This is a genomic window from Streptomyces sp. NPDC043726 (assembly GCF_056436565.1).
In genome coordinates, this window is record NZ_JBWKCI010000010.1 from 371,967 (window position 1) to 389,140 (window position 17,174).

Sequence of the window (17,174 nt, forward strand, 5' to 3'; positions counted from 1 at the left end):
AGCACAGTCATTCCGAACAGCTCTGTCATGCCTACGACACCTCACCGCACCCCCACCGGGAGGCCTCGCATGATCCGCCGCGCCCTCAGCCTGCTCATCGCAGCAGTGGCGACCGTCTGTCTGACCCAGCTCCCCGCCGCACCCCCCGCCACCGCCGCCGACACCTGCGCCGTGAAGTCCAAGCCCGCCGGAAAGGTCCTCCAGGGCTACTGGGAGAACTGGGACGGCGCCGCCAACGGCGTCCATCCGCCCTTCGGCTGGACCCCGATCACCGACTCCCGGATCGGCGCGCACGGCTACAACGTGATCAACGCGGCCTTCCCGGTCATCCGCTCCGACGGCACGGCGCTGTGGGAGGACGGCATGGACACGGGCGTGAAGGTGGCGACACCGGCCGAGATGTGCGCGGCGAAGGCGGCGGGCCGGACGATCCTGCTCTCCATCGGCGGCGCGACGGCCGGCATCGACCTCAACTCCACCGCCGTGGCGGACCGTTTCGTCGCGACCATCGTGCCGATCCTGCAGAAGTACAACTTCGACGGCATCGACATCGACATCGAGACCGGCCTGATCGGCAGCGGCAACATCAGCCAACTGTCCACGTCCCAGGCCAACCTGATCCGCATCATCGACGGCGTCCTGGCCCGCATGCCGGCCAACTTCGGCCTGACGATGGCCCCGGAGACGGCCTACGTCACCGGCGGCAGCGTCGTCTACGGCTCGATCTGGGGCGCCTACCTGCCGATCATCAAGAAGTACGCCGACAACGGCCGCCTGTGGTGGCTGAACATGCAGTACTACAACGGCAGCATGTACGGCTGCTCCGGCGACTCCTACTCGGCCGGCACCGTCCAGGGCTTCGTGGCCCAGACCGACTGCCTCAACAGGGGCCTGGTGATCCAAGGTACGACGATCAGGGTGCCGTACGACAAGCAGGTCCCGGGCCTGCCCGCCCAGTCCGGCGCGGGCGGCGGCTACATGTCACCGTCGCTGGTCGCCCAGGCCTGGCGCCACTACGGCACCTCCCTGAAGGGCCTGATGACCTGGTCGATCAACTGGGACGGCTCGAAGAACTGGACCTTCGGCGACAACGTCAAGGCGCTCCAGGGCCGTTGACCGGGCGCACGCCCGGAACCCCGAGCACCTCAAGCATCGCCCGCGTCGCCGGACTCGGATTGAACCGGCTCCACGCGAGCACCTCGATGCGGCGCGGCCCGTCCACCAGCGGGACCAGCGCCAGCCCGGGGTTCCGGCCGGCCAGCGGCCGGACGAAGGCCGAGGGCAGCAGCGCGACCCCGAGCCCCCGCTCGGTCAGCCGGGTGATCATCTCGACGACGCCGACCTCGTACGCCACGTCCCGCACCAGCCCGGCGGCGGTGAACGCCTGATCGGACTGGGCGCGGGCGGGCGTGCCGTGCATGAAGTCCACGAACGTCTCACCGGCGATGTCCTCCAGCCCGACCCGCCGGGCCCCCGCGAGCCGGTGCCCGGCCGGCACCACCAGCACATGCTCGTCGTGATCGAGGATCAGCGTCTCCACCTCGGTGGGCCGCTGGTCCTCGGGCAGTCCGAGGAAGGCGATGTCCAGGTCCCCGTCCCGGATCGCCGCCACCAGATCGTCGCTGCGCCCGGAGCGCAGCACCACCCGGACCTCGGGGTGCAGACCGCGATAGCGCTGCACCAGCTCCGGCACGTCGACGGCGGCGGCCGTCACGATGACACCGACGGCGAGCCGTCCCCGTACGATCCCGGCCGCCGCGGCGGCGTCCGCGGCCGCCCGGTCGGCGGCGGCCAGGCACTCCCGCGCGCCGGCCAGGAACGCCTCCCCGGCGCTGGTCAGTTCCACGCGCCGACTGGTCCGGGCGAACAGCCTCACCCCCAACTCCCGTTCCAGACCGGCGATCCGGTGGCTCAGGGACGACTGCACCACGGCACAGCGCTCGGCGGCGCGCGTGAAGTTGCGGGTCTCGGCGACGGCGACGACGTACCGCATTTGCTGGAGATCCATTCATGCATCTTTCTCATTCATCGCTGCGATCGCAACCATGCTTTGGAGTCATGACTGTGGGAAGCCGAGACTGCGGGACATGCAGAACTCCTCCGCCCGGCACGCCTCGACCGTCGCACTGACCGCGCTCGCCCCCGCGTCATGGGGCACCACCTACGCCGTGACCACGGAGCTGCTGCCGCCCGGGCACCCGTTGTTCGCCGCCGTGCTGCGGGCCCTGCCCGCCGGGCTGCTGGCGCTGGCGTTCACCCGGGTCCTGCCGCGCGGCGACTGGTGGTGGAAGGCCGCGGTGCTCGGCACCCTGAACATCGGCGCTCTGTTCCCGCTGCTGTTCGTGGCGGCGGAACGCCTGCCCGGAGGCGTGGCCGGCACTCTCGGCGCGGTCCAGCCGCTGCTGGTCGCCGGGCTGGCCATCCCCCTGCTCCACCAGCGGGCCACGGCCTGGGCGTGGAGCTGGGGCGTGCTCGGCGTCCTCGGCGTGGGGCTCGTGGTGCTCGGTCCGGAGGCCCGGCTGGACGCGGCGGGCGTGCTCGCGGGTCTCGGCGGTACGGCGGGCATGGCGGCCGGAGTCGTCCTGACCAAGCGGTGGGGGCGGCCCGCCGGGGTCGGTCCGATGACCCTCGCGGGCTGGCAACTGACGGTCGGCGGGCTGGTGTTGCTTCCGCTCACCGCCGTCCTCGAAGGCGCGCCGCCCGCGATCGGCGCCGAGGCCGCCCTCGGCTACCTCTGGCTCGGCGGCATGGGCGGGCTGATCTCGTTCACGCTCTGGTTCCGCGGGCTCGGCCGGCTCCCGGTCGGCGCGTCCGCCCCGTTGGTGCTGCTGTCCCCGCTGGTCGCGACCCTGGTGGGCCTCGCACTCGGCGAGACGCTGGGCGCGCTCCAGGTCACCGGCTTCGTCCTCGCCCTCGCCGCGCTGCTCGCCGCGCAGTTCAACACCCCTGATCTGACACGCCTGTTCACAAGGAGAGCGGATTCGATGACCAAGCACCTGACCATCGCCGTGCTCGGCGCCACCGGCATGGTCGGCAGCCGGGTCGTCACCGAGGCCGCCGCCCGCGGACACCGGGTGCGCGCGCTGTCCCGCAAGCCCGCGGCGGACGACCCGAACGTGACGCCGTACGCGGTCGACGCGAGCGACCCGGACGCCCTGCGCGAGGCCCTCGCGGGCGCCGACGCCGTGGTGGTCGCCGTACGGACCGAGCCGGCCGACCAGGACTTCCTCGTCGGTACGACCCGTGCGGTGCTGGACACCGGCATACGCACCCTCGTGGTCGGCGGCGCCGGGGTGCTGCGCAGCCCCGGGGACCCCGCGCTGCTGGTCGCCGACAACTCCGCCTACGTGCCCGCCGAGGTGCGGCCGGTCGCCGCCGCCGGGGTCGCCCAACTGCGGGCCTGCGAGGCGCACGCCCACCGCGACTGGGTCTATCTCGCGCCGCCCGCCCTGCTGGAGCCGGGTGAGCGGACCGGCCGCCACCGGCGCGGCACCGACACCCTGCTCACCTCCGCCGACGGCCGCTCCTGGATCAGCGCCGAGGATCTGGCCGGCGCGGTGCTGGACGAACTCGAAAGCCCGGGCACCGACCGGCTGTTCACCGTCGCCCACGCGCCTACCGAGCGGTGAGAGCCGGCTTCGCCCACGCACCCACCGAGCGGTGAGAGCCGACTTCGCCCACACACCCACCGAGCGGTGAGAGCCGGCTTCGCCCACACGCCTACCGAGCGGTGAAGGCCAGCTTCGCTCCCAGCGCCACGAAGGACCCCGCGAAACTGCGGCGCAGCCAGGTCATCACCCCGGGCCGTGAGACGACCTTGCTGCGGACGGTGGCGGCGAGCACGCCGTAGACCGCGAAGACGACGAAGGTCGCCAGCATGAACACCCCGCTGAGCGCCAGCATCCGCGGCACGGCACGCGGTCCGTCCGGGTCCACGAACTGGGGCAGGAAGGCGAAGAAGAACATGGTCAGCTTGGGGTTGAGCAGATTGATCAGCACACCCCGGACGATCATCCGCCCCGCGGACACCGGCGCCGAGGCCTGCCGCACGGTGATCGCCTCCTTGTCCCGCAGGGTGGCCCAGGCCATGTACAGGAGGTAGGCGACCCCGGCGTACTTGAGGATCTGGAAGGCCGTGGCGCTGGCGTGCAGCAGGGCGGCGACCCCGGTGATCGTGGCCACCATGTGCGGCAGGATCCCGAGGGCGCAGGCGAAGGCGGCGACGACACTGGCCCGCCGCCCGTAGGAGAGCCCGGCGGCGAGGGTGTAGACGACGCCGGTACCGGGCGTGGCGACGACGACCAGGGTGGTCAGCAGGAACGCGATGCTCATACGGCCACCCTGGTCCCGTCACCGGCGCGCTTACAGGGCCAATCGGGCCCGCGGTTGGCGGACCACTCAGCCCTGCCGGAGCGGTAGCGCGAGGTCCACGACCTGCCGCCCCGGCGGGAAGGACCCGGTGGAGGTGGCCGCCCCCGTGAGGACGTCGACGCGGAAGAGGCGCGAACCGGTCACCGCGTAGCCGGTGTTGGTGCCCCGGCTCGGCGAACTGTGGATGTCGAAGCCGGAGTCGGACGGGGCGTCCGTGCCGAGCCCGCCGGTGGGAGCGAGGCTGCCGGCGTTCGCCGGGGACTGCACGGAGATCCGGTCCTGGGCGGTGTCGAGGTCGAAGAGGGTGGTGGCGGTGGCGGCGCTGAGGTCGTTGTTGGTGTACGCCGCCCCCGTCACGCCGGTCGCGGTCGTACCGGTCGTCGCGGGCGGGACCGGCGGGTTGGTGAGGGTGCCGTCGACGGCGGTGCTGCCCGCGGCGGGCGCGCCGGCGGGGTCGTCGATGTTGTGCCGGAGGTTCTGGCCGGTGTCGCTGATCACCCGGAGCCGGTTGGCGGCCGGGTTGAAGTCGACGCCGAAGGAACTGCCCTGCAGAGCGGTGCTGAGCTGGGAGACCTTGGTCGCCTTGGCGCCGATCTCGCGGACCGTGTAGATCCCGCCCCGGTCGCCGACGCCGTACAGCTTGTTGTTCTGCACCCGGTAGTCGATGCCGACGAGCTTGGTGTCGCCCTTGAGGCCGCTGACCCTGCCCAGCGGCAGGACGGTGCCGGGACGGTCGACGCGGAAGCTGACGAGCCGCTGGTCTGCGGTCAGGCCGACCGCGCGGAGCCGGTCGCCCGCGGCGCCCGCGAACCCGGCCCCGGAACCGGTCTGGGTGGAGACCGACGACCCGTCCCGCCCGCCGCCGTCGCTCGCCGCGACATAGCCGACGGAACCGACGGCCAGGGCCAGGACGGCCGCCCCGATGACTGCTTGCTTGCGCATGATGCCCCCGTAAAGGACGCGCGGCCCCCGGTGGGCCCCGCACGTCCTGCACTTCGGAGCCGAATGCGCCCAGGATGGGCGAAACCCCGGTTCCGTTACATCCGTGACGGAACCGGGGTTTTCATCGACCTTCGGTGACTAGCAGCCGATCAGGCGGGAGGCCAGGTAGCCCTCGATCTGGTCCAGGGACACGCGCTCCTGCTTCATCGAGTCGCGCTCGCGGACGGTGACCGCGTTGTCGTCCAGGGTGTCGAAGTCGACCGTCACGCAGTACGGCGTGCCGATCTCGTCCTGGCGGCGGTAGCGGCGGCCGATGGCGCCGGCGTCGTCGAACTCGATGTTCCAGTGCTGGCGCAGCGCCTGGGCCAGGCCCTTGGCCTTCGGGGACAGGTCGGCGTTGCGGGACAGCGGGAGCACCGCGACCTTCACCGGGGCGAGGCGGTGGTCCAGGCGCAGCACCGTGCGCTTCTCCATCTTGCCCTTGGCGTTCGGCGCCTCGTCCTCGACGTAGGCGTCGAGCAGGAACGCCAGCATCGCCCGGCCGACACCGGCCGCCGGCTCGATGACGTACGGCGTCCAGCGCTCCTGGGCCTCCTGGTCGTAGTAGGCGAGGTCCTGGCCGGAGGCCTTGGAGTGCGCGCCGAGGTCGTAGTCGGTGCGGTTGGCGACACCCTCCAGCTCGCCCCACTCGTTGCCGCCGAACTGGAAGCGGTACTCGATGTCAGCGGTGCGCTTGGAGTAGTGGGAGAGCTTCTCCTTCGGGTGCTCGTACCACCGCATGTTCTCCTCGCGCAGGCCCAGGCCGGTGTACCAGTTCCAGCGCTGCTCCATCCAGTACTCCTGCCACTTCTCGTCCTCGCCCGGCTTGACGAAGAACTCCATCTCCATCTGCTCGAACTCGCGGGTGCGGAAGATGAAGTTGCCGGGCGTGATCTCGTTGCGGAAGGACTTGCCCATCTGCGCGATGCCGAACGGCGGCTTCTTGCGCGAAGCGACCTGCACCTGTGCGAAGTTGGTGAAGATGCCCTGGGCCGTCTCCGGGCGCAGGTAGGCGACCGAGCCGCTGTCCTGGGTCGGGCCGAGGTGGGTGGAGAGCAGACCCGAGAACTGCTTGGGCTCGGTGAACTGGCCCTTGTTGCCGCAGTTGGGGCAGTTGACGTCCGCGAGGCCGTTCTCCGGGAGGCGGTTGTGCTTGGCCTCGTAGGCCTCCTCCAGGTGGTCGGCGCGGAACCGCTTGTGACAGGAGGTGCACTCGGTCAGCGGGTCCGTGAAGGTGGCGACGTGACCGGAGGCCACCCAGACCTCGGGGGCCAGGATCACGGACGAGTCGAGACCGACCACGTCCTCGCGCGACGTCACCATGTAGCGCCACCACTGACGCTTGAGGTTCTCCTTGAGCTCGACACCCAGCGGTCCGTAGTCCCAGGCGGCGCGCTGACCGCCGTAGATCTCACTGCAAGGGAAAACGAAGCCACGGCGCTTGCTCAGGCTGACGATGGTGTCGATCTTGTCGGCGGCCACGGTGCTCTCTTCATGACGAATGGACGGCAGCGAATGCCTCAGCGTACCGGCGGGCACTCCCCCTCGACCAAATCGGTAGCGCTCTGTGGACCGCCCATCACGGTTGTTGACAATCATTTCCATCTTTGCTGAAAATGAGAGTCATGAACGTACGACGACACCACATATCCGGGATCGCGATCGCGGCGGCCACCGCTCTCGGTCTCGGCACTCTCTCCGCCTGCTCCGACAGCGCGGCCGCGGGCAACACGGAGAAGTTCGACGTCGTCGCGTCGTTCTACCCGATGGCCTACCTCGCCGAGCAGATCGGCGGTGACCACGTCAACGTCACCAGCCTCACCGAGCCCGGCCAGGAACCGCACGACCTGGAGATCAGCGCCAAGCAGACCGCGCAGCTCCAGGAGTCCGACGCGGCCCTCTACCTCAAGGGCCTGCAGCCCTCCGTCGACGAGGCGATCTCCCAGTCCGAGGTCGCCACGAAGATCGACGCCACCACGCTGACCTCCCTGGAGGAGCACGGCACCGAGGTCGGCGGCCACGCGGAGGAGCACGAGGAAGAAGAGCACGGCCACGACCACGAAGAGGGCGGGAAGGACCCGCACATCTGGCTCGACCCGGTGAAGTACGCCGAGGTCGCCGAGGGCGTCGGCAAGGCCTTCGAGAAGGCCGACCCGGACCACGCCGCCGACTACAAGAAGAACACCGCGGCCCTGGTGAAGAAGCTCAACGACCTCGACACCCGGTTCGAGGACGGGCTGAGGAACACCGACTCCAAGGTCTTCATCACCACGCACGCCGCCTTCGGCTACCTCGCCGAGCGCTACGGCCTGACCGAGGAGGCCATCAGCGGCCTCGACCCGGAGTCCGAGCCGAGCGCGGCCCGGGTGAAGGAACTCGAGAAGATGGCCAAGGCCGACGGCGTCACCACCGTGTTCTACGAGACGCTCGTCAGCGACAAGACCGCGAAGACCCTCGCCTCCGACGCGAACCTCGAGACGGCCGTCCTCGACCCGATCGAGGGCATCACCGACGAGTCCGCGGGCGACGACTACATCCAGGTCATGGACGCCAACCTCAAGGCGCTCCAGACCGCCCTCGGCGCCAAGTGACCAACCCGGAGGCCCTCGTGAGCGAGTCCGTCATATCCCTGCGCGGTGTCCGCGCCGACCTCGGCTCGCGGCCCGTCCTGCGCGGTATCGACCTCACCGTCTCGCGCGGTGAGGTCGTCGCGCTGCTCGGCGCCAACGGCTCCGGCAAGTCGACCGCCGTGCGCAGCGTCATCGGCCAGGTGCAGACGAACGCCGGCGAGATCGAGCTGTTCGGCACCCCGCACCGCCGTTTCCGCGACTGGCACCGGATCGGCTACGTCCCCCAGCGCACCACCGCCGCGGGCGGCGTCCCGGCCACGGTGACCGAGGTCGTCTCCTCGGGGCGCCTCTCGCGCGCCCGCTTCGGCCTGCTGCGCAAGGCGGACCGCGAGGCCGTGCGCCGGGCGCTGGAGCTGGTCGGCATGGCGGACCGCGCGAAGGACTCCGTGGACGCGCTCTCCGGCGGCCAGCACCAGCGCGTGCTCATAGCCCGCGCGCTCGCCGCCGAACCCGAACTGCTGATCATGGACGAGCCGATGGCGGGCGTCGACCTGGCCAGCCAGGAAGTGCTGGCCGAGACCCTGCGCAAACAGGTCGCGGCCGGTACGACCGTCCTGCTCGTCCTGCACGAACTGGGCCCCCTGGAGCCGCTGATCGACCGCGCGGTGGTGCTGCGCGACGGCTGCGTGCTGCACGACGGGCCCCCGCCGAAGGCCGTCGGCCAGCACGCGCTGCCCGGCCACGACCACGTCCACCCGCACGCACCCGCGGGCGCCGAACCGATCCGCACGGGACTGCTGAGCTGATGGAAATCCTCGACTACGCCTTCATGCAGCGGGCTCTGCTCGCCGCCGTCCTGGTCGGCATCACCGCCCCCGCGGTCGGCATCTACCTGGTCCAGCGCCGCCAGGCCCTGATGGGCGACGGCATCGGCCACGTCGCGATGACCGGCGTCGGCCTCGGCTTCCTGCTCTCCTGGTCCCCCGTGTGGATGGCGACCCTGGTCTCCGTCGTCGGCGCGGTCCTCATGGAACTGATCCGCTGGTACGGCAAGACCCGCGGCGACATCGCCCTCGCGATGCTCTTCTACGGCGGTATGGCCGGCGGCGTGATGTTCATCAACCTCGCGCCCACGGGCTCCAACGCCAACCTGACCTCGTACCTCTTCGGCTCCCTGTCGACGGTGAGCGAGTCCGACGTCACGGCGATCTGCGTGCTGGCGGCCTTCGTGGTCCTGGTCACCCTCGGTCTGCGCCGCCAACTGTTCGCGGTGAGCCAGGACGAGGAGTTCGCGCGGGTCACCGGCCTGCCGGTGCGGGCCCTGAACCTGCTGACGGCGGTCACGGCGGCGGTGACCGTCACGGTCGCGATGCGCGTGGTCGGCCTGCTGCTGGTCTCCGCGCTGATGGTCGTCCCGGTGGCCGCCGCCCAGCAGCTGAGCCGCAGCTTCGCCGCGACCTTCGCCATCGCGGTGGCCATCGGCGTCACCGTGACGATCAGCGGCACGGTCACCTCGTACTACCAGGACGTGCCGCCCGGCGCGACGATCGTGCTGCTGACCATCGGGGCCTTCATCCTGCTGACCGCGCTGGCCGCGCCGCTGGCCCGGCGACGCGCGCGGGCCCTGGCCGCCGCACAGGGCGCCGGTGACCCGGCGGAGTGTGTGATTCCGGCCGGTCGGGGCAGCGGCGGAAAGGTCGGCGCCTGACCGCGCCGACAGCCCGGGCTGGCACAATGGCCCGGCAGGCAGACCTGAGGAGGCACCCCGTGACGACCGCTGGACCGCCCGTGAAGGGCCGTTCCACCCGGCAGCGGGCCGCCGTTGCGGCGGCCCTGGACGAGGTCGACGAGTTCCGCAGCGCGCAGGAACTGCACGACATGCTCAAGCACAAGGGCGACTCGGTCGGGCTGACGACGGTCTACCGCACGCTCCAGTCCCTCGCCGAGGCCGGCGAGGTCGACGTCCTGCGCACCTCCGACGGCGAGTCCGTCTACCGCCGCTGCTCCTCCGGCGAACACCACCACCACCTGGTCTGCCGCGTCTGCGGCAAGGCCGTCGAGGTGGAGGGCCCCGCGGTGGAGAAGTGGGCCGAGTCGATCGCGGCCGAGCACGGGTACGTGAACGTGGCCCACACGGTGGAGATCTTCGGCACCTGCGCGCTGTGCGCCGCGGCGTGAGCGGGCCTCAGGCGCCGGAGTTCCCCCGGTTCACGCAGTAGTAGGAGCCGTCGTCCAGGCGGCCCACGCTGTCGTAGGACCAGCAGTGCAGCATCGGCGTCAGCGTCCACATCCGCAGCCCCATGAGAGCGGCCAGGCAGCAGACGGCGATCCATCCCGCCCGGGACCGCCGGCCGGCCAGCGCAAGCGCTCCGACGGACACCAGCGCGGCGAACACGAGCATGTGGACGACCAGCGGGGCCATGTTCTCCCGCAGCCCGGGGAAGGTCTCCATCTCGATGGTGCCGCCGAAGGAGAACAGCACGACGAGCGCGGCGAACCCGAACACCAGGCCCGCCGCGCACCCCCGTACGAGCCTCAACTCTGCTTGCCCTCCATGGCCAGCAGTTCCTCGTTCGGGATCGCCCCGCCGAACCGCCGGTCCCGGGACGCGAACTCCACGCACGCCCGCCACAGGTCGCGCCGGTCGAAGTCCGGCCACAGGACGTCCTGGAAGACCATCTCGGCGTAGGCGCTCTGCCAGAGCAGGTAGTTGGACGTCCGCTGCTCGCCGCTGGGCCGCAGGAACAGGTCCACGTCCGGCATGTCCGGGTAGTACAGGTACTTCGCGAAGGTCTTCTCGCTGACCTTCGACGGGTCGAGCCGCCCGGCGCGCACGTCCTCGGCCATCGCCTGCGCCGCGTCCGCGATCTCCGCCCGGCCGCCGTAGTTCATGCAGAAGTACAGCGTCAGCCTGTCGTTGTCCTTCGTCTGCTCCTGCGCGATCTGGAGCTCCTTGGCGACCGACTTCCACAGCTTGGGCATCCGCCCGACCCACCGCACCCGCACGCCCAGCCCGTCGAGCGTGTCCCGGGTCTTGCGGATGAAGTCGCGGTTGAAGTTCATCAGGAAGCGCACCTCGTCCGGCGAGCGCTTCCAGTTCTCCGTCGAGAAGGCGTACAGCGAGATCGAGCCGACGCCCATCTCGATCGCGCCCTGGAGCACGTCCAGCACCCGCTCGGCGCCGACCTTGTGCCCCTCGGTCCGCGGCAGCCCGCGCTCCTTGGCCCAGCGGCCGTTCCCGTCCATGACGATCGCCACATGCTTCGGGATCAGCTCGCCCGGGAGCTTCGGCGCACGGGCCCCGGACGGATGCGGTTCCGGCGCCTTGTAGTCCCGGCGCTGCCGCCCCAGGATCCCGCGTACGACCATGTGCCCCTCGACTCCCTTGATTGCCTTACTTTTCCACGTACCGCAGCGACCGCAGCCCGCGCTCCAGATGCCAGTGCAGGTAGGCGGAGACCAGCCCGCTGCCCTCCCGGACGTACCGCGGCTCACAGGCGTCGGCGGTCGTCCAGTCTCCCGTAAGCAGCGCACCGAGCAGTTCCAGGGTCTGCGGTGAGGGTACGACGCTACCGGGCACCCGGCAGTCGACGCAGACCGAGCCCCCGGAGCCCACCGAGAAGAAACGGTTCGGTCCTGGCATACCGCACTTCGCACAGTCTCCGAAGCTCGGGGCGTAGCCGTTGACGGCGAGCGACCGCAGCAGGAAGGCGTCGAGAACAAGGTGCGGCGCGTGCTCCCCGCGGGCCAGCGTCCGCAGCGCCCCGACGAGCAGCAGGTACTGCTGCACGGCCGGCTCGCCCTCGTGGTCGGTGAACCGCTCGGCGGTCTCCAGCATCGCCGTGCCGGCGGTGTAACGGGCGTAGTCGCTCACGATCCCCCCGCCGTACGGCGCGATGGTCTCGCTCTGCGTGCACAGCGGCAGCCCGCGCCCGATCAGCTCGCTCCCCCGCGCGAAGAACTGCACGTCGACATGGGAGAACGGCTCGAGCCGCGCCCCGAACTTCGACTTCGTCCGCCGCACTCCGCGAGCCACGGCCCGCACCCGCCCGTGCCCACGAGTGAGCAACGTGATGATCCGGTCCGCCTCACCCAGCTTCTGGGTGCGCAGGACGATGCCGTCGTCGCGGAACAGACTCATGGGGCCATTCTCGCGTACGCCAGGAAGCAGCGGGGGCGGTCGGGGTGGCTGACGGGTCAGCGGGGGCGGTCGGAGGGCTGACGAATCAGCGGGCGCCGTCGAGGGGGCTGCCGGATCAGCGGGGCGGTCGGGGTGGCTGATAGATCAGCGGGCGCCGTCGAGAGCGCTCACGGATCAGCGGGCGGCCGTCGAGAGGACTGACGGATCAGCGGGCGCCGTCGAGAGGGCTGTCGGGTCGGCGGGGGCGGTCTGGGTGGTTGATGGTGGTCCAGGGGGCCTGGTTCCAGGGGCTGGAGCGGTTCGCCGGGTCCAGGAGGGAGCGCAGGTGGGCGTCGGCCGTCGCTTGTGGGGCGGGAAAGCCCGCGTCAGGGGTGCCGCGCAGGCCGTCCTGCCAGACCTTGCGGCCGAGCAGGTAGTGGTCGGCGTACTCGCGCCAGGATCCGTACGTCCCCACCACCGACGGCACGATGTTCTTCAGCGCGGTCCACGCGTCGCCCTCGTGGAGCAGCCCGCAGCCGAACCCGCGGCGCGAGATGTCGACGTACAGGGCGGCGTCCCAGGCGAGCGGCGAGACCCCGGTGAGCCGGTGCGCCCGTGCCCGGTACCCGGTGCGGGACAGGTCGTCGAGGCGGTCGACCAGCTCCGCGCGCGAGGTGATCCCCCACTGCTCGGCCAGCCAGCGCCGCGCGCTGTCGTCGTCGATGCGCGTGAACGGGTACAGCGTGGTCCGCGAGGCGTTCCCGTCCCGGCTGACCGGCGCGCTCAGGGACACCATCCACAACTGGTGCGCGGTGAGCGGCACGGGATACCGGCGGACCGTCTTGGGGCCCCTCTTCCGCCAACTCCACAAACCCATGCCGCCGCACCCTAACGCCCCGCGTCAAGGAACCTCACCGCGGCTGCGTGGCCCGGGGCTGGCGGTGGTCGCGCCGGCCCGCTCGGCGGGGGTGGCATGGCGTACGGAATCCGGCGCCGCGTCCCACTCGCAGCCGCCGCCGTACGGTCTGAGCTGGACGTACGGGCCCTCGTGGCCCATGACGATGCCGATCCTGCCGGACCGGGTGTCGACGACGTACGAACCGACGGGTGGCTTCACCGCAGTCATTCCTTCCCCGCTGCTCACACTGCTTTCCGTCCCGTTGGTTCCCCCGGCCTCCCCTGTTTCACTCTTCGCATCCCCCTGACGACGCTCCGCGCCTACACTCGGGAAGATCACTCGGAACTGCTGGCCTCCCAGAGGGCGTCGAAGCGCTCGATGCGTTCCGAGACATGGTCCGGCGTCATCTTCAGCGTGGTCTTGGTGGGCGCCGCCCGCACATCGGGCTCGATCTCGTAGCACAGCTCGCCGTCGAAGATGATGAAGTCGCTCACCGACGCCACCGGCGCGATGTCCAGCTCGGACTGGTCGACGATTCGTGCGTCGATGCCGTACCTGCGCTGTCTCTCGCACAGCTTGCGCAGGTTCTCGGTGATCTCCTCCGGGCTGTCGACGAGGAAGAGCCGCCGTATCTCCACGCCCCGCTTCCTGATCGCGTCGTCCTGCGCGACCAGGTACCGCTTGCCGGGGCCACTGGACCAGAAGTCCCGGTCGACGGAGGTACTGATGGCGTAGAGCGTCTTCTTCGTGCACGCGGTCAGGTCGATCAGCCACTCGTTGTTCTCGCCGGGACAGTCCGCCGTGCCGTTGCTGAGGCTCTCCATGAGCCGGGCGAGGCTGGCGATCTCCTCCTGCGCGAACCGCTTCACGATCTCCGAACCGTGCTCGCCGACCTGCGTGTACTTACGGGCGAGCCTGGTCACCCCGTCGGAGCGCAGCACGGAACGGTCCACCTGGCTGAACAGTTCGGTCGCCGCGTTGATCTTCGCGAAGCTCTCGTCGACCGCCGACCGCATCTCGCGGTGATGCTCGGCGAGACTGTCCCGCATCCCGCGGATCCGGCGCTTCTGGGCCTCCTCCACGGCCTCCAGGCGTTCACCGAAATCGACCAGATACTGCATGATCAGCACGGCGCTGCCCACCACCACGGGCATCGTCCACTGCCATTGCTCGCTCGCGTCCGGGGTGAGGACATTGGTCAGGAAGAACGTTCCTGTCGCCACTAAGACCGTGACCAGCGTCTTGCGGAACAGCTTCGAGCCGCGTTCGTCCTGAGGCGGTGGTGCCGTCCTTACGTCTCCTGTCGTCGCTCCGTTCATAATTCCCCCGTCGGGTGATGTCGTCCGCCCGCCCCTCAGCGCGTGCTCAGCGCCTGGTGCAGCAACGGAATGGTCTGGACGGCAAGTTGGTCGCGGATCCGCTGGACGAGGCTCCGCCACTGGCGGGTGAAGCCCGGTTCTTCCTCCAGCTCGTCCCAGAGATGACCCAGCGTGCGGTCCACATGGGCGCGCGGCATCCACAGATGCAGCAGGTGATCGACGGCAGGGCGCAGCGCGAGCACCGCCGAGGGCCCGTCCGCCGCGCCGAGCCGGCTGTTGTCCAGCATGTGCACGACGGTCGTGAGCAGCCAGTCGTGCAGCGCGAGGTCCTCGCACAGACCCGCCGCCGCGCCCGCCGGGACGTCCTCCGGCAGCCGCATCTCCACGGTCCGCAGCCCGTCCTCGGCCAGCGTGAAACGGGTCAGCGCCGGACCCTGACCGGCCGGGGCCCGGCGCGCGGTCCACCGCAGGTGCGTACGGCGGGACTTGAAGGGCACCTTGTGGTCGAGCAGAGGATGGCGCGTGAGCTGGGCGAGCAGTCCCTCGGCGATCGTCCCGAGGTCCAGCTCACCGCGACCGGCGCCGCGCAGCACGCCCTCGGCGGTGGCCTGCTCGGGCAGCTTGCCGAACGGCTCGACCAGCCCGGGCCGGACCAGGTACTGCCCCCAAGGCCGCCGCAGATCGGGCCCGGTGGCCGGGGCACTGAAGTACGCGGTCGCCTGGAGCACCCGGCCCTCGGTGAGCGCGGCACGGGCGGCCACCGTGCCGACGGCCCGCACCCGGGCACCGTTGGCGGTGGGCAGCTTGCAGTCCACGCCGGTCAGCACCTCGGGCGAACGGACGTACAGATTGGGCCGCTCGGAGACCCGGACGTGCTCGTCGGCGCGCAGCCGGAGCAACTGGGCGGCGGCCCGGCCGTCCAGCGCCTGGAAGGACGGCAGCAGACAGGTGCGCACCTCGCCGCAGACGAGGACCGGACGCGCCGACTGTCCGGGGGCCGTCACCTCAGGTCCCTTCGGCGATGAGGTCGGCGGGCTCCCCGGAGCCGGACGGCTCCTCGTAGAAGACGTAGGAGGCGCGCTGGGCGACCGCGGCGGGCACCTCGACCCGCTCGCCGCGGGAGCGCTTCTCGACCTGCTCCAGGGCCTTGGCGTCCACGTCTATCTGGTCCAGGATCAGCCGGACCGCGTCCTCCACGGCGAGGAAGCGGTTGGGCATCAGGGTGCAGGTGCGGTACGCGCTGAACGGATCCGCGTCCGGGGTGAGCCGGAGCAGCGACGGCAGCCGGTCCCAGTCGTGCGGGAAGTCGCCGCCGTCCCAGGGCTTCGGGGTCAGCACGGGTTCGCCGAGGTGGCGCAGGAGTCCGAGCCGGGCCAGTTGCCATACGGCGGCCAGGAAGGGGCAGGACCACTGGCGCCGGCCGTCCTTGTCGGACCACAGCTCCACGTCCATGAAGACGGAGTGGTTGCGGGCCGCCGTCTCCTGGGGCGGCTGCCAGGCGGTGACCTCGGAGAGGGCGGCGCCCCGGCCGGGGCTGCGCTGGCCGTTGGCGAGCCAGCCGGTGCGGCTGACGGGCGGGCGGTGGCCGGAGGAGCCGGGCGGCGGGGATTCGACGAGCCGGTGCATCACGGACTCGGCGAGCTCGATCCGGCCGTCGACCGCGCAGCCGGACTCGCGGGCCAGGTAGTCGATGGTGAGCCCGGCCTCCTCCGCCTCCTTGAGGATCAGCGGGACGAGTTCGGCCGGGGTGGAGAAGCGGCTGAAGTAGTCGTCGACGAGGAAGCAGGTGCTGATCCTGGGCCGGCCCGCGCCGACCCGGCGGGCGGCGGAGGCACGGGCGGCCTCCACCCAGAGCCGCACCTCGGCGAAGTGCTCGCCGAGCCGTTTGGGACCGGCCTCGAAGTCCTCCATGTAGAGGTGGCCGAGCTCCAGCGAGAGGTGGGACAGCGGCACGGACTGGGTGCGCGGCTCGGCGCTGGTCTCCTGGAAGACGACGTCGCTCATGCCTGCTCCCAGTCCTCGGTGAGCCGGCCGGCCAGGTCACTGAGCGCCTTCCAGGTCTCCATGTTGGCGATCTGGCTGTCGAGCACGTCCTCGTCGGTGATGAGCTGCTCCCGCCACTGGAGCACCGGTTCGAGGGGTACGGCGCCCAGGACCTGGCTGTAGCCGATGCCGTGGGAGGAGGCGAGCTGCTTCAGATCGCGGTCGCACTCGCGCATCCACGCCGACTGGGTGGCCGACACCTGCGACCACAGCGCGGACTTGGGGTCGGGTACGGCGGCCCGGACGAACCGGATGGAGCCGCGCAGGGTGTCCTCGTCATGGCCGCGGGCGACTCCGCCGGCGACGATCCCGCGCTTGCCGAAGACCAGTCCGGCGGCGGCCGTCACATGCTGCCGGGTCCACCGGTGGAAGATCAGCCAGCGCGCCTCGACGCTCCGCAGCTCCGGCTGCGAGGTGGCCTCCAGGGCCATGTCGACGGCGTACGAGCGTCCCGCGCTGAGGTCGACGACGATCAGGTCGAACTCGGAGTTGAGCCGCAGCAGCAGATCCACGCAGCGGCGGAGGTTGTCGTCGTCGGTGGCGAACTCGCCGCCGCTGAGGTCGCCCGGCATCAGCACGAGCCGGCCCGATCCCGGCGGCCGGTTGCGCAGGACGCGGTGCTCGGTGTCCGCCCAGACGTCGACCCGGACCGGTTCGCCGACCTCGCCGATGAGATAGGAGTGCAGTCCGCGGTCCTCGGCGGCCTGGCGGGCGTCGGGCACGTCAAAGACGGCGGAGGCGGTGGGCGAGCCGAAGTCGAAGTCCAGGTAGCAGACATCGTCCCCGGCCAGCGCCCGGTGGTAGGCGAGGTTGGCGCTGGTGACGGAGCGGCCGGTGCCTCCCTTGTCGGAGGCGGCGAAGATCAGCACGAG

Annotated in this window: 18 protein-coding genes and 2 pseudogenes; 7 read left to right on the forward strand and 13 right to left on the reverse strand. The window is 70.9% G+C overall.

Going from position 1 to position 17,174, the window contains the following annotated elements:
- The first annotated feature begins 69 nt into the window (after window positions 1-69).
- Window positions 70-1,116 carry a chitinase gene (locus tag AC068Z_RS29200; RefSeq protein ID WP_478561947.1) on the forward strand — a complete coding sequence of 349 codons (1,047 nt, stop codon included), beginning with the start codon at window positions 70-72 and terminating at the stop codon, window positions 1,114-1,116.
- On the opposite strand, the gene AC068Z_RS29205 is transcribed toward AC068Z_RS29200, so the two are convergent.
- Window positions 1,094-2,008 (reverse strand): LysR family transcriptional regulator, encoded by a 915-nt coding sequence (locus AC068Z_RS29205; protein WP_478561950.1) that lies wholly within the window; start codon window positions 2,006-2,008, stop codon window positions 1,094-1,096. The two genes, AC068Z_RS29200 and AC068Z_RS29205, sit on opposite strands and share 23 nt — an antisense overlap.
- Before the next feature lie 79 nt (window positions 2,009-2,087).
- Between AC068Z_RS29205 and AC068Z_RS29210 the strand changes: the two are divergent.
- Together AC068Z_RS29210 and AC068Z_RS29215 are read left to right on the forward strand one after the other, a co-directional pair.
- Window positions 2,088-2,954 (forward strand): annotated as a pseudogene (locus tag AC068Z_RS29210) (EamA family transporter); the annotation flags it as partial.
- Window positions 2,955-3,059: 105 nt separating this feature from the next.
- A pseudogene (locus AC068Z_RS29215) lies at window positions 3,060-3,629 on the forward strand (NAD(P)-dependent oxidoreductase); the annotation flags it as partial.
- 91 nt (window positions 3,630-3,720) lie between these two features.
- Here AC068Z_RS29215 and AC068Z_RS29220 read toward each other — a convergent pair.
- From AC068Z_RS29220 to AC068Z_RS29230, 3 genes are all read right to left on the reverse strand, one after another.
- Window positions 3,721-4,332, reverse strand: a complete 612-nt coding sequence (locus AC068Z_RS29220) for a LysE family translocator (RefSeq protein WP_478561953.1) — start codon at window positions 4,330-4,332, stop codon at window positions 3,721-3,723.
- A gap of 66 nt (window positions 4,333-4,398) precedes the next feature.
- Complete coding sequence (locus AC068Z_RS29225) at window positions 4,399-5,313, reverse strand: DUF4394 domain-containing protein (protein WP_478561956.1); 915 nt, start codon at window positions 5,311-5,313, stop codon at window positions 4,399-4,401.
- A gap of 138 nt (window positions 5,314-5,451) precedes the next feature.
- Complete coding sequence (locus tag AC068Z_RS29230; protein ID WP_478561959.1) at window positions 5,452-6,834, reverse strand: glycine--tRNA ligase; 1,383 nt, start codon at window positions 6,832-6,834, stop codon at window positions 5,452-5,454.
- Between the two features lie 143 nt (window positions 6,835-6,977).
- On the opposite strand from AC068Z_RS29230, the gene AC068Z_RS29235 reads away from it, so the two are divergent.
- Genes AC068Z_RS29235 through AC068Z_RS29250 form a run of 4 tightly spaced genes read left to right on the forward strand, consistent with a single transcriptional unit; the run spans window position 6,978 to window position 10,100 of the window.
- Window positions 6,978-7,943 (forward strand): metal ABC transporter substrate-binding protein, encoded by a 966-nt coding sequence (locus tag AC068Z_RS29235; RefSeq protein WP_478561962.1) that lies wholly within the window; start codon window positions 6,978-6,980, stop codon window positions 7,941-7,943.
- 17 nt (window positions 7,944-7,960) lie between these two features.
- Window positions 7,961-8,728, forward strand: coding sequence for a metal ABC transporter ATP-binding protein (locus AC068Z_RS29240; protein WP_478561965.1), 768 nt, complete (start codon window positions 7,961-7,963; stop codon window positions 8,726-8,728).
- A complete protein-coding gene (locus tag AC068Z_RS29245; RefSeq protein ID WP_478561968.1) occupies window positions 8,728-9,630 on the forward strand; it encodes a metal ABC transporter permease in 903 nt (300 codons plus the stop codon). The genes AC068Z_RS29240 and AC068Z_RS29245 overlap by 1 nt, the downstream gene beginning before the upstream one ends.
- 59 nt (window positions 9,631-9,689) lie before the next feature.
- Window positions 9,690-10,100, forward strand: coding sequence for a Fur family transcriptional regulator (locus tag AC068Z_RS29250; protein ID WP_478561971.1), 411 nt, complete (start codon window positions 9,690-9,692; stop codon window positions 10,098-10,100).
- 7 nt (window positions 10,101-10,107) lie between these two features.
- On the opposite strand, the gene AC068Z_RS29255 is transcribed toward AC068Z_RS29250, so the two are convergent.
- The 9 genes from AC068Z_RS29255 to AC068Z_RS29295 form a co-directional block, all read right to left on the reverse strand.
- Window positions 10,108-10,461 carry a hypothetical protein gene (locus tag AC068Z_RS29255; protein WP_478561974.1) on the reverse strand — a complete coding sequence of 118 codons (354 nt, stop codon included), beginning with the start codon at window positions 10,459-10,461 and terminating at the stop codon, window positions 10,108-10,110.
- Window positions 10,458-11,291, reverse strand: a complete 834-nt coding sequence (locus AC068Z_RS29260) for an isoprenyl transferase (protein WP_478561977.1) — start codon at window positions 11,289-11,291, stop codon at window positions 10,458-10,460. Before AC068Z_RS29260 ends, AC068Z_RS29255 begins: the two co-directional genes overlap by 4 nt.
- Before the next feature lie 25 nt (window positions 11,292-11,316).
- Window positions 11,317-12,063 (reverse strand): DNA repair protein RecO, encoded by a 747-nt coding sequence (gene recO, locus AC068Z_RS29265; RefSeq protein WP_478561980.1) that lies wholly within the window; start codon window positions 12,061-12,063, stop codon window positions 11,317-11,319.
- A gap of 205 nt (window positions 12,064-12,268) precedes the next feature.
- Window positions 12,269-12,919 (reverse strand): DUF1266 domain-containing protein, encoded by a 651-nt coding sequence (locus AC068Z_RS29270; protein WP_478561983.1) that lies wholly within the window; start codon window positions 12,917-12,919, stop codon window positions 12,269-12,271.
- Window positions 12,920-12,943: 24 nt separating this feature from the next.
- The gene (locus AC068Z_RS29275; RefSeq protein ID WP_478561986.1) at window positions 12,944-13,159 is read right to left on the reverse strand and encodes a hypothetical protein; all 216 of its coding nucleotides are present in this window, start codon (window positions 13,157-13,159) and stop codon (window positions 12,944-12,946) included.
- A 116-nt stretch (window positions 13,160-13,275) separates the two neighbouring features.
- A complete protein-coding gene (locus tag AC068Z_RS29280) occupies window positions 13,276-14,259 on the reverse strand; it encodes a DUF6879 family protein (protein WP_478561989.1) in 984 nt (327 codons plus the stop codon).
- Window positions 14,260-14,294: 35 nt separating this feature from the next.
- Window positions 14,295-15,263, reverse strand: a complete 969-nt coding sequence (locus AC068Z_RS29285; RefSeq protein ID WP_478561992.1) for an SCO2521 family protein — start codon at window positions 15,261-15,263, stop codon at window positions 14,295-14,297.
- Between the two features lies 1 nt (window position 15,264).
- Window positions 15,265-16,263 carry an SCO2522 family protein gene (locus AC068Z_RS29290; RefSeq protein WP_478561995.1) on the reverse strand — a complete coding sequence of 333 codons (999 nt, stop codon included), beginning with the start codon at window positions 16,261-16,263 and terminating at the stop codon, window positions 15,265-15,267.
- Window positions 16,260-17,171, reverse strand: a complete 912-nt coding sequence (locus AC068Z_RS29295) for an SCO2523 family variant P-loop protein (RefSeq protein WP_478561998.1) — start codon at window positions 17,169-17,171, stop codon at window positions 16,260-16,262. Before AC068Z_RS29295 ends, AC068Z_RS29290 begins: the two co-directional genes overlap by 4 nt.
- Window positions 17,172-17,174 lie beyond the last annotated feature (3 nt).

Bases quoted from the DNA above. Each gene is read 5' to 3' on its own strand.
- AC068Z_RS29220 (WP_478561953.1), bottom strand. From the start codon at position 4,332: ATGAGCATCGCGTTCCTGCTGACCACCCTGGTCGTCGTCGCCACGCCC.
- AC068Z_RS29260 (WP_478561977.1), bottom strand. From the start codon at position 11,291: ATGGTCGTACGCGGGATCCTGGGGCGGCAGCGCCGGGACTACAAGGCG.
- recO (WP_478561980.1), bottom strand. From the start codon at position 12,063: ATGAGTCTGTTCCGCGACGACGGCATCGTCCTGCGCACCCAGAAGCTG.
- AC068Z_RS29225 (WP_478561956.1), bottom strand. From the start codon at position 5,313: ATGCGCAAGCAAGCAGTCATCGGGGCGGCCGTCCTGGCCCTGGCCGTC.
- AC068Z_RS29205 (WP_478561950.1), bottom strand. From the start codon at position 2,008: ATGGATCTCCAGCAAATGCGGTACGTCGTCGCCGTCGCCGAGACCCGC.
- AC068Z_RS29245 (WP_478561968.1), top strand. From the start codon at position 8,728: ATGGAAATCCTCGACTACGCCTTCATGCAGCGGGCTCTGCTCGCCGCC.
- AC068Z_RS29280 (WP_478561989.1), bottom strand. From the start codon at position 14,259: ATGAACGGAGCGACGACAGGAGACGTAAGGACGGCACCACCGCCTCAG.
- AC068Z_RS29200 (WP_478561947.1), top strand. From the start codon at position 70: ATGATCCGCCGCGCCCTCAGCCTGCTCATCGCAGCAGTGGCGACCGTC.
- AC068Z_RS29290 (WP_478561995.1), bottom strand. From the start codon at position 16,263: ATGAGCGACGTCGTCTTCCAGGAGACCAGCGCCGAGCCGCGCACCCAG.
- AC068Z_RS29270 (WP_478561983.1), bottom strand. From the start codon at position 12,919: ATGGGTTTGTGGAGTTGGCGGAAGAGGGGCCCCAAGACGGTCCGCCGG.
- AC068Z_RS29235 (WP_478561962.1), top strand. From the start codon at position 6,978: ATGAACGTACGACGACACCACATATCCGGGATCGCGATCGCGGCGGCC.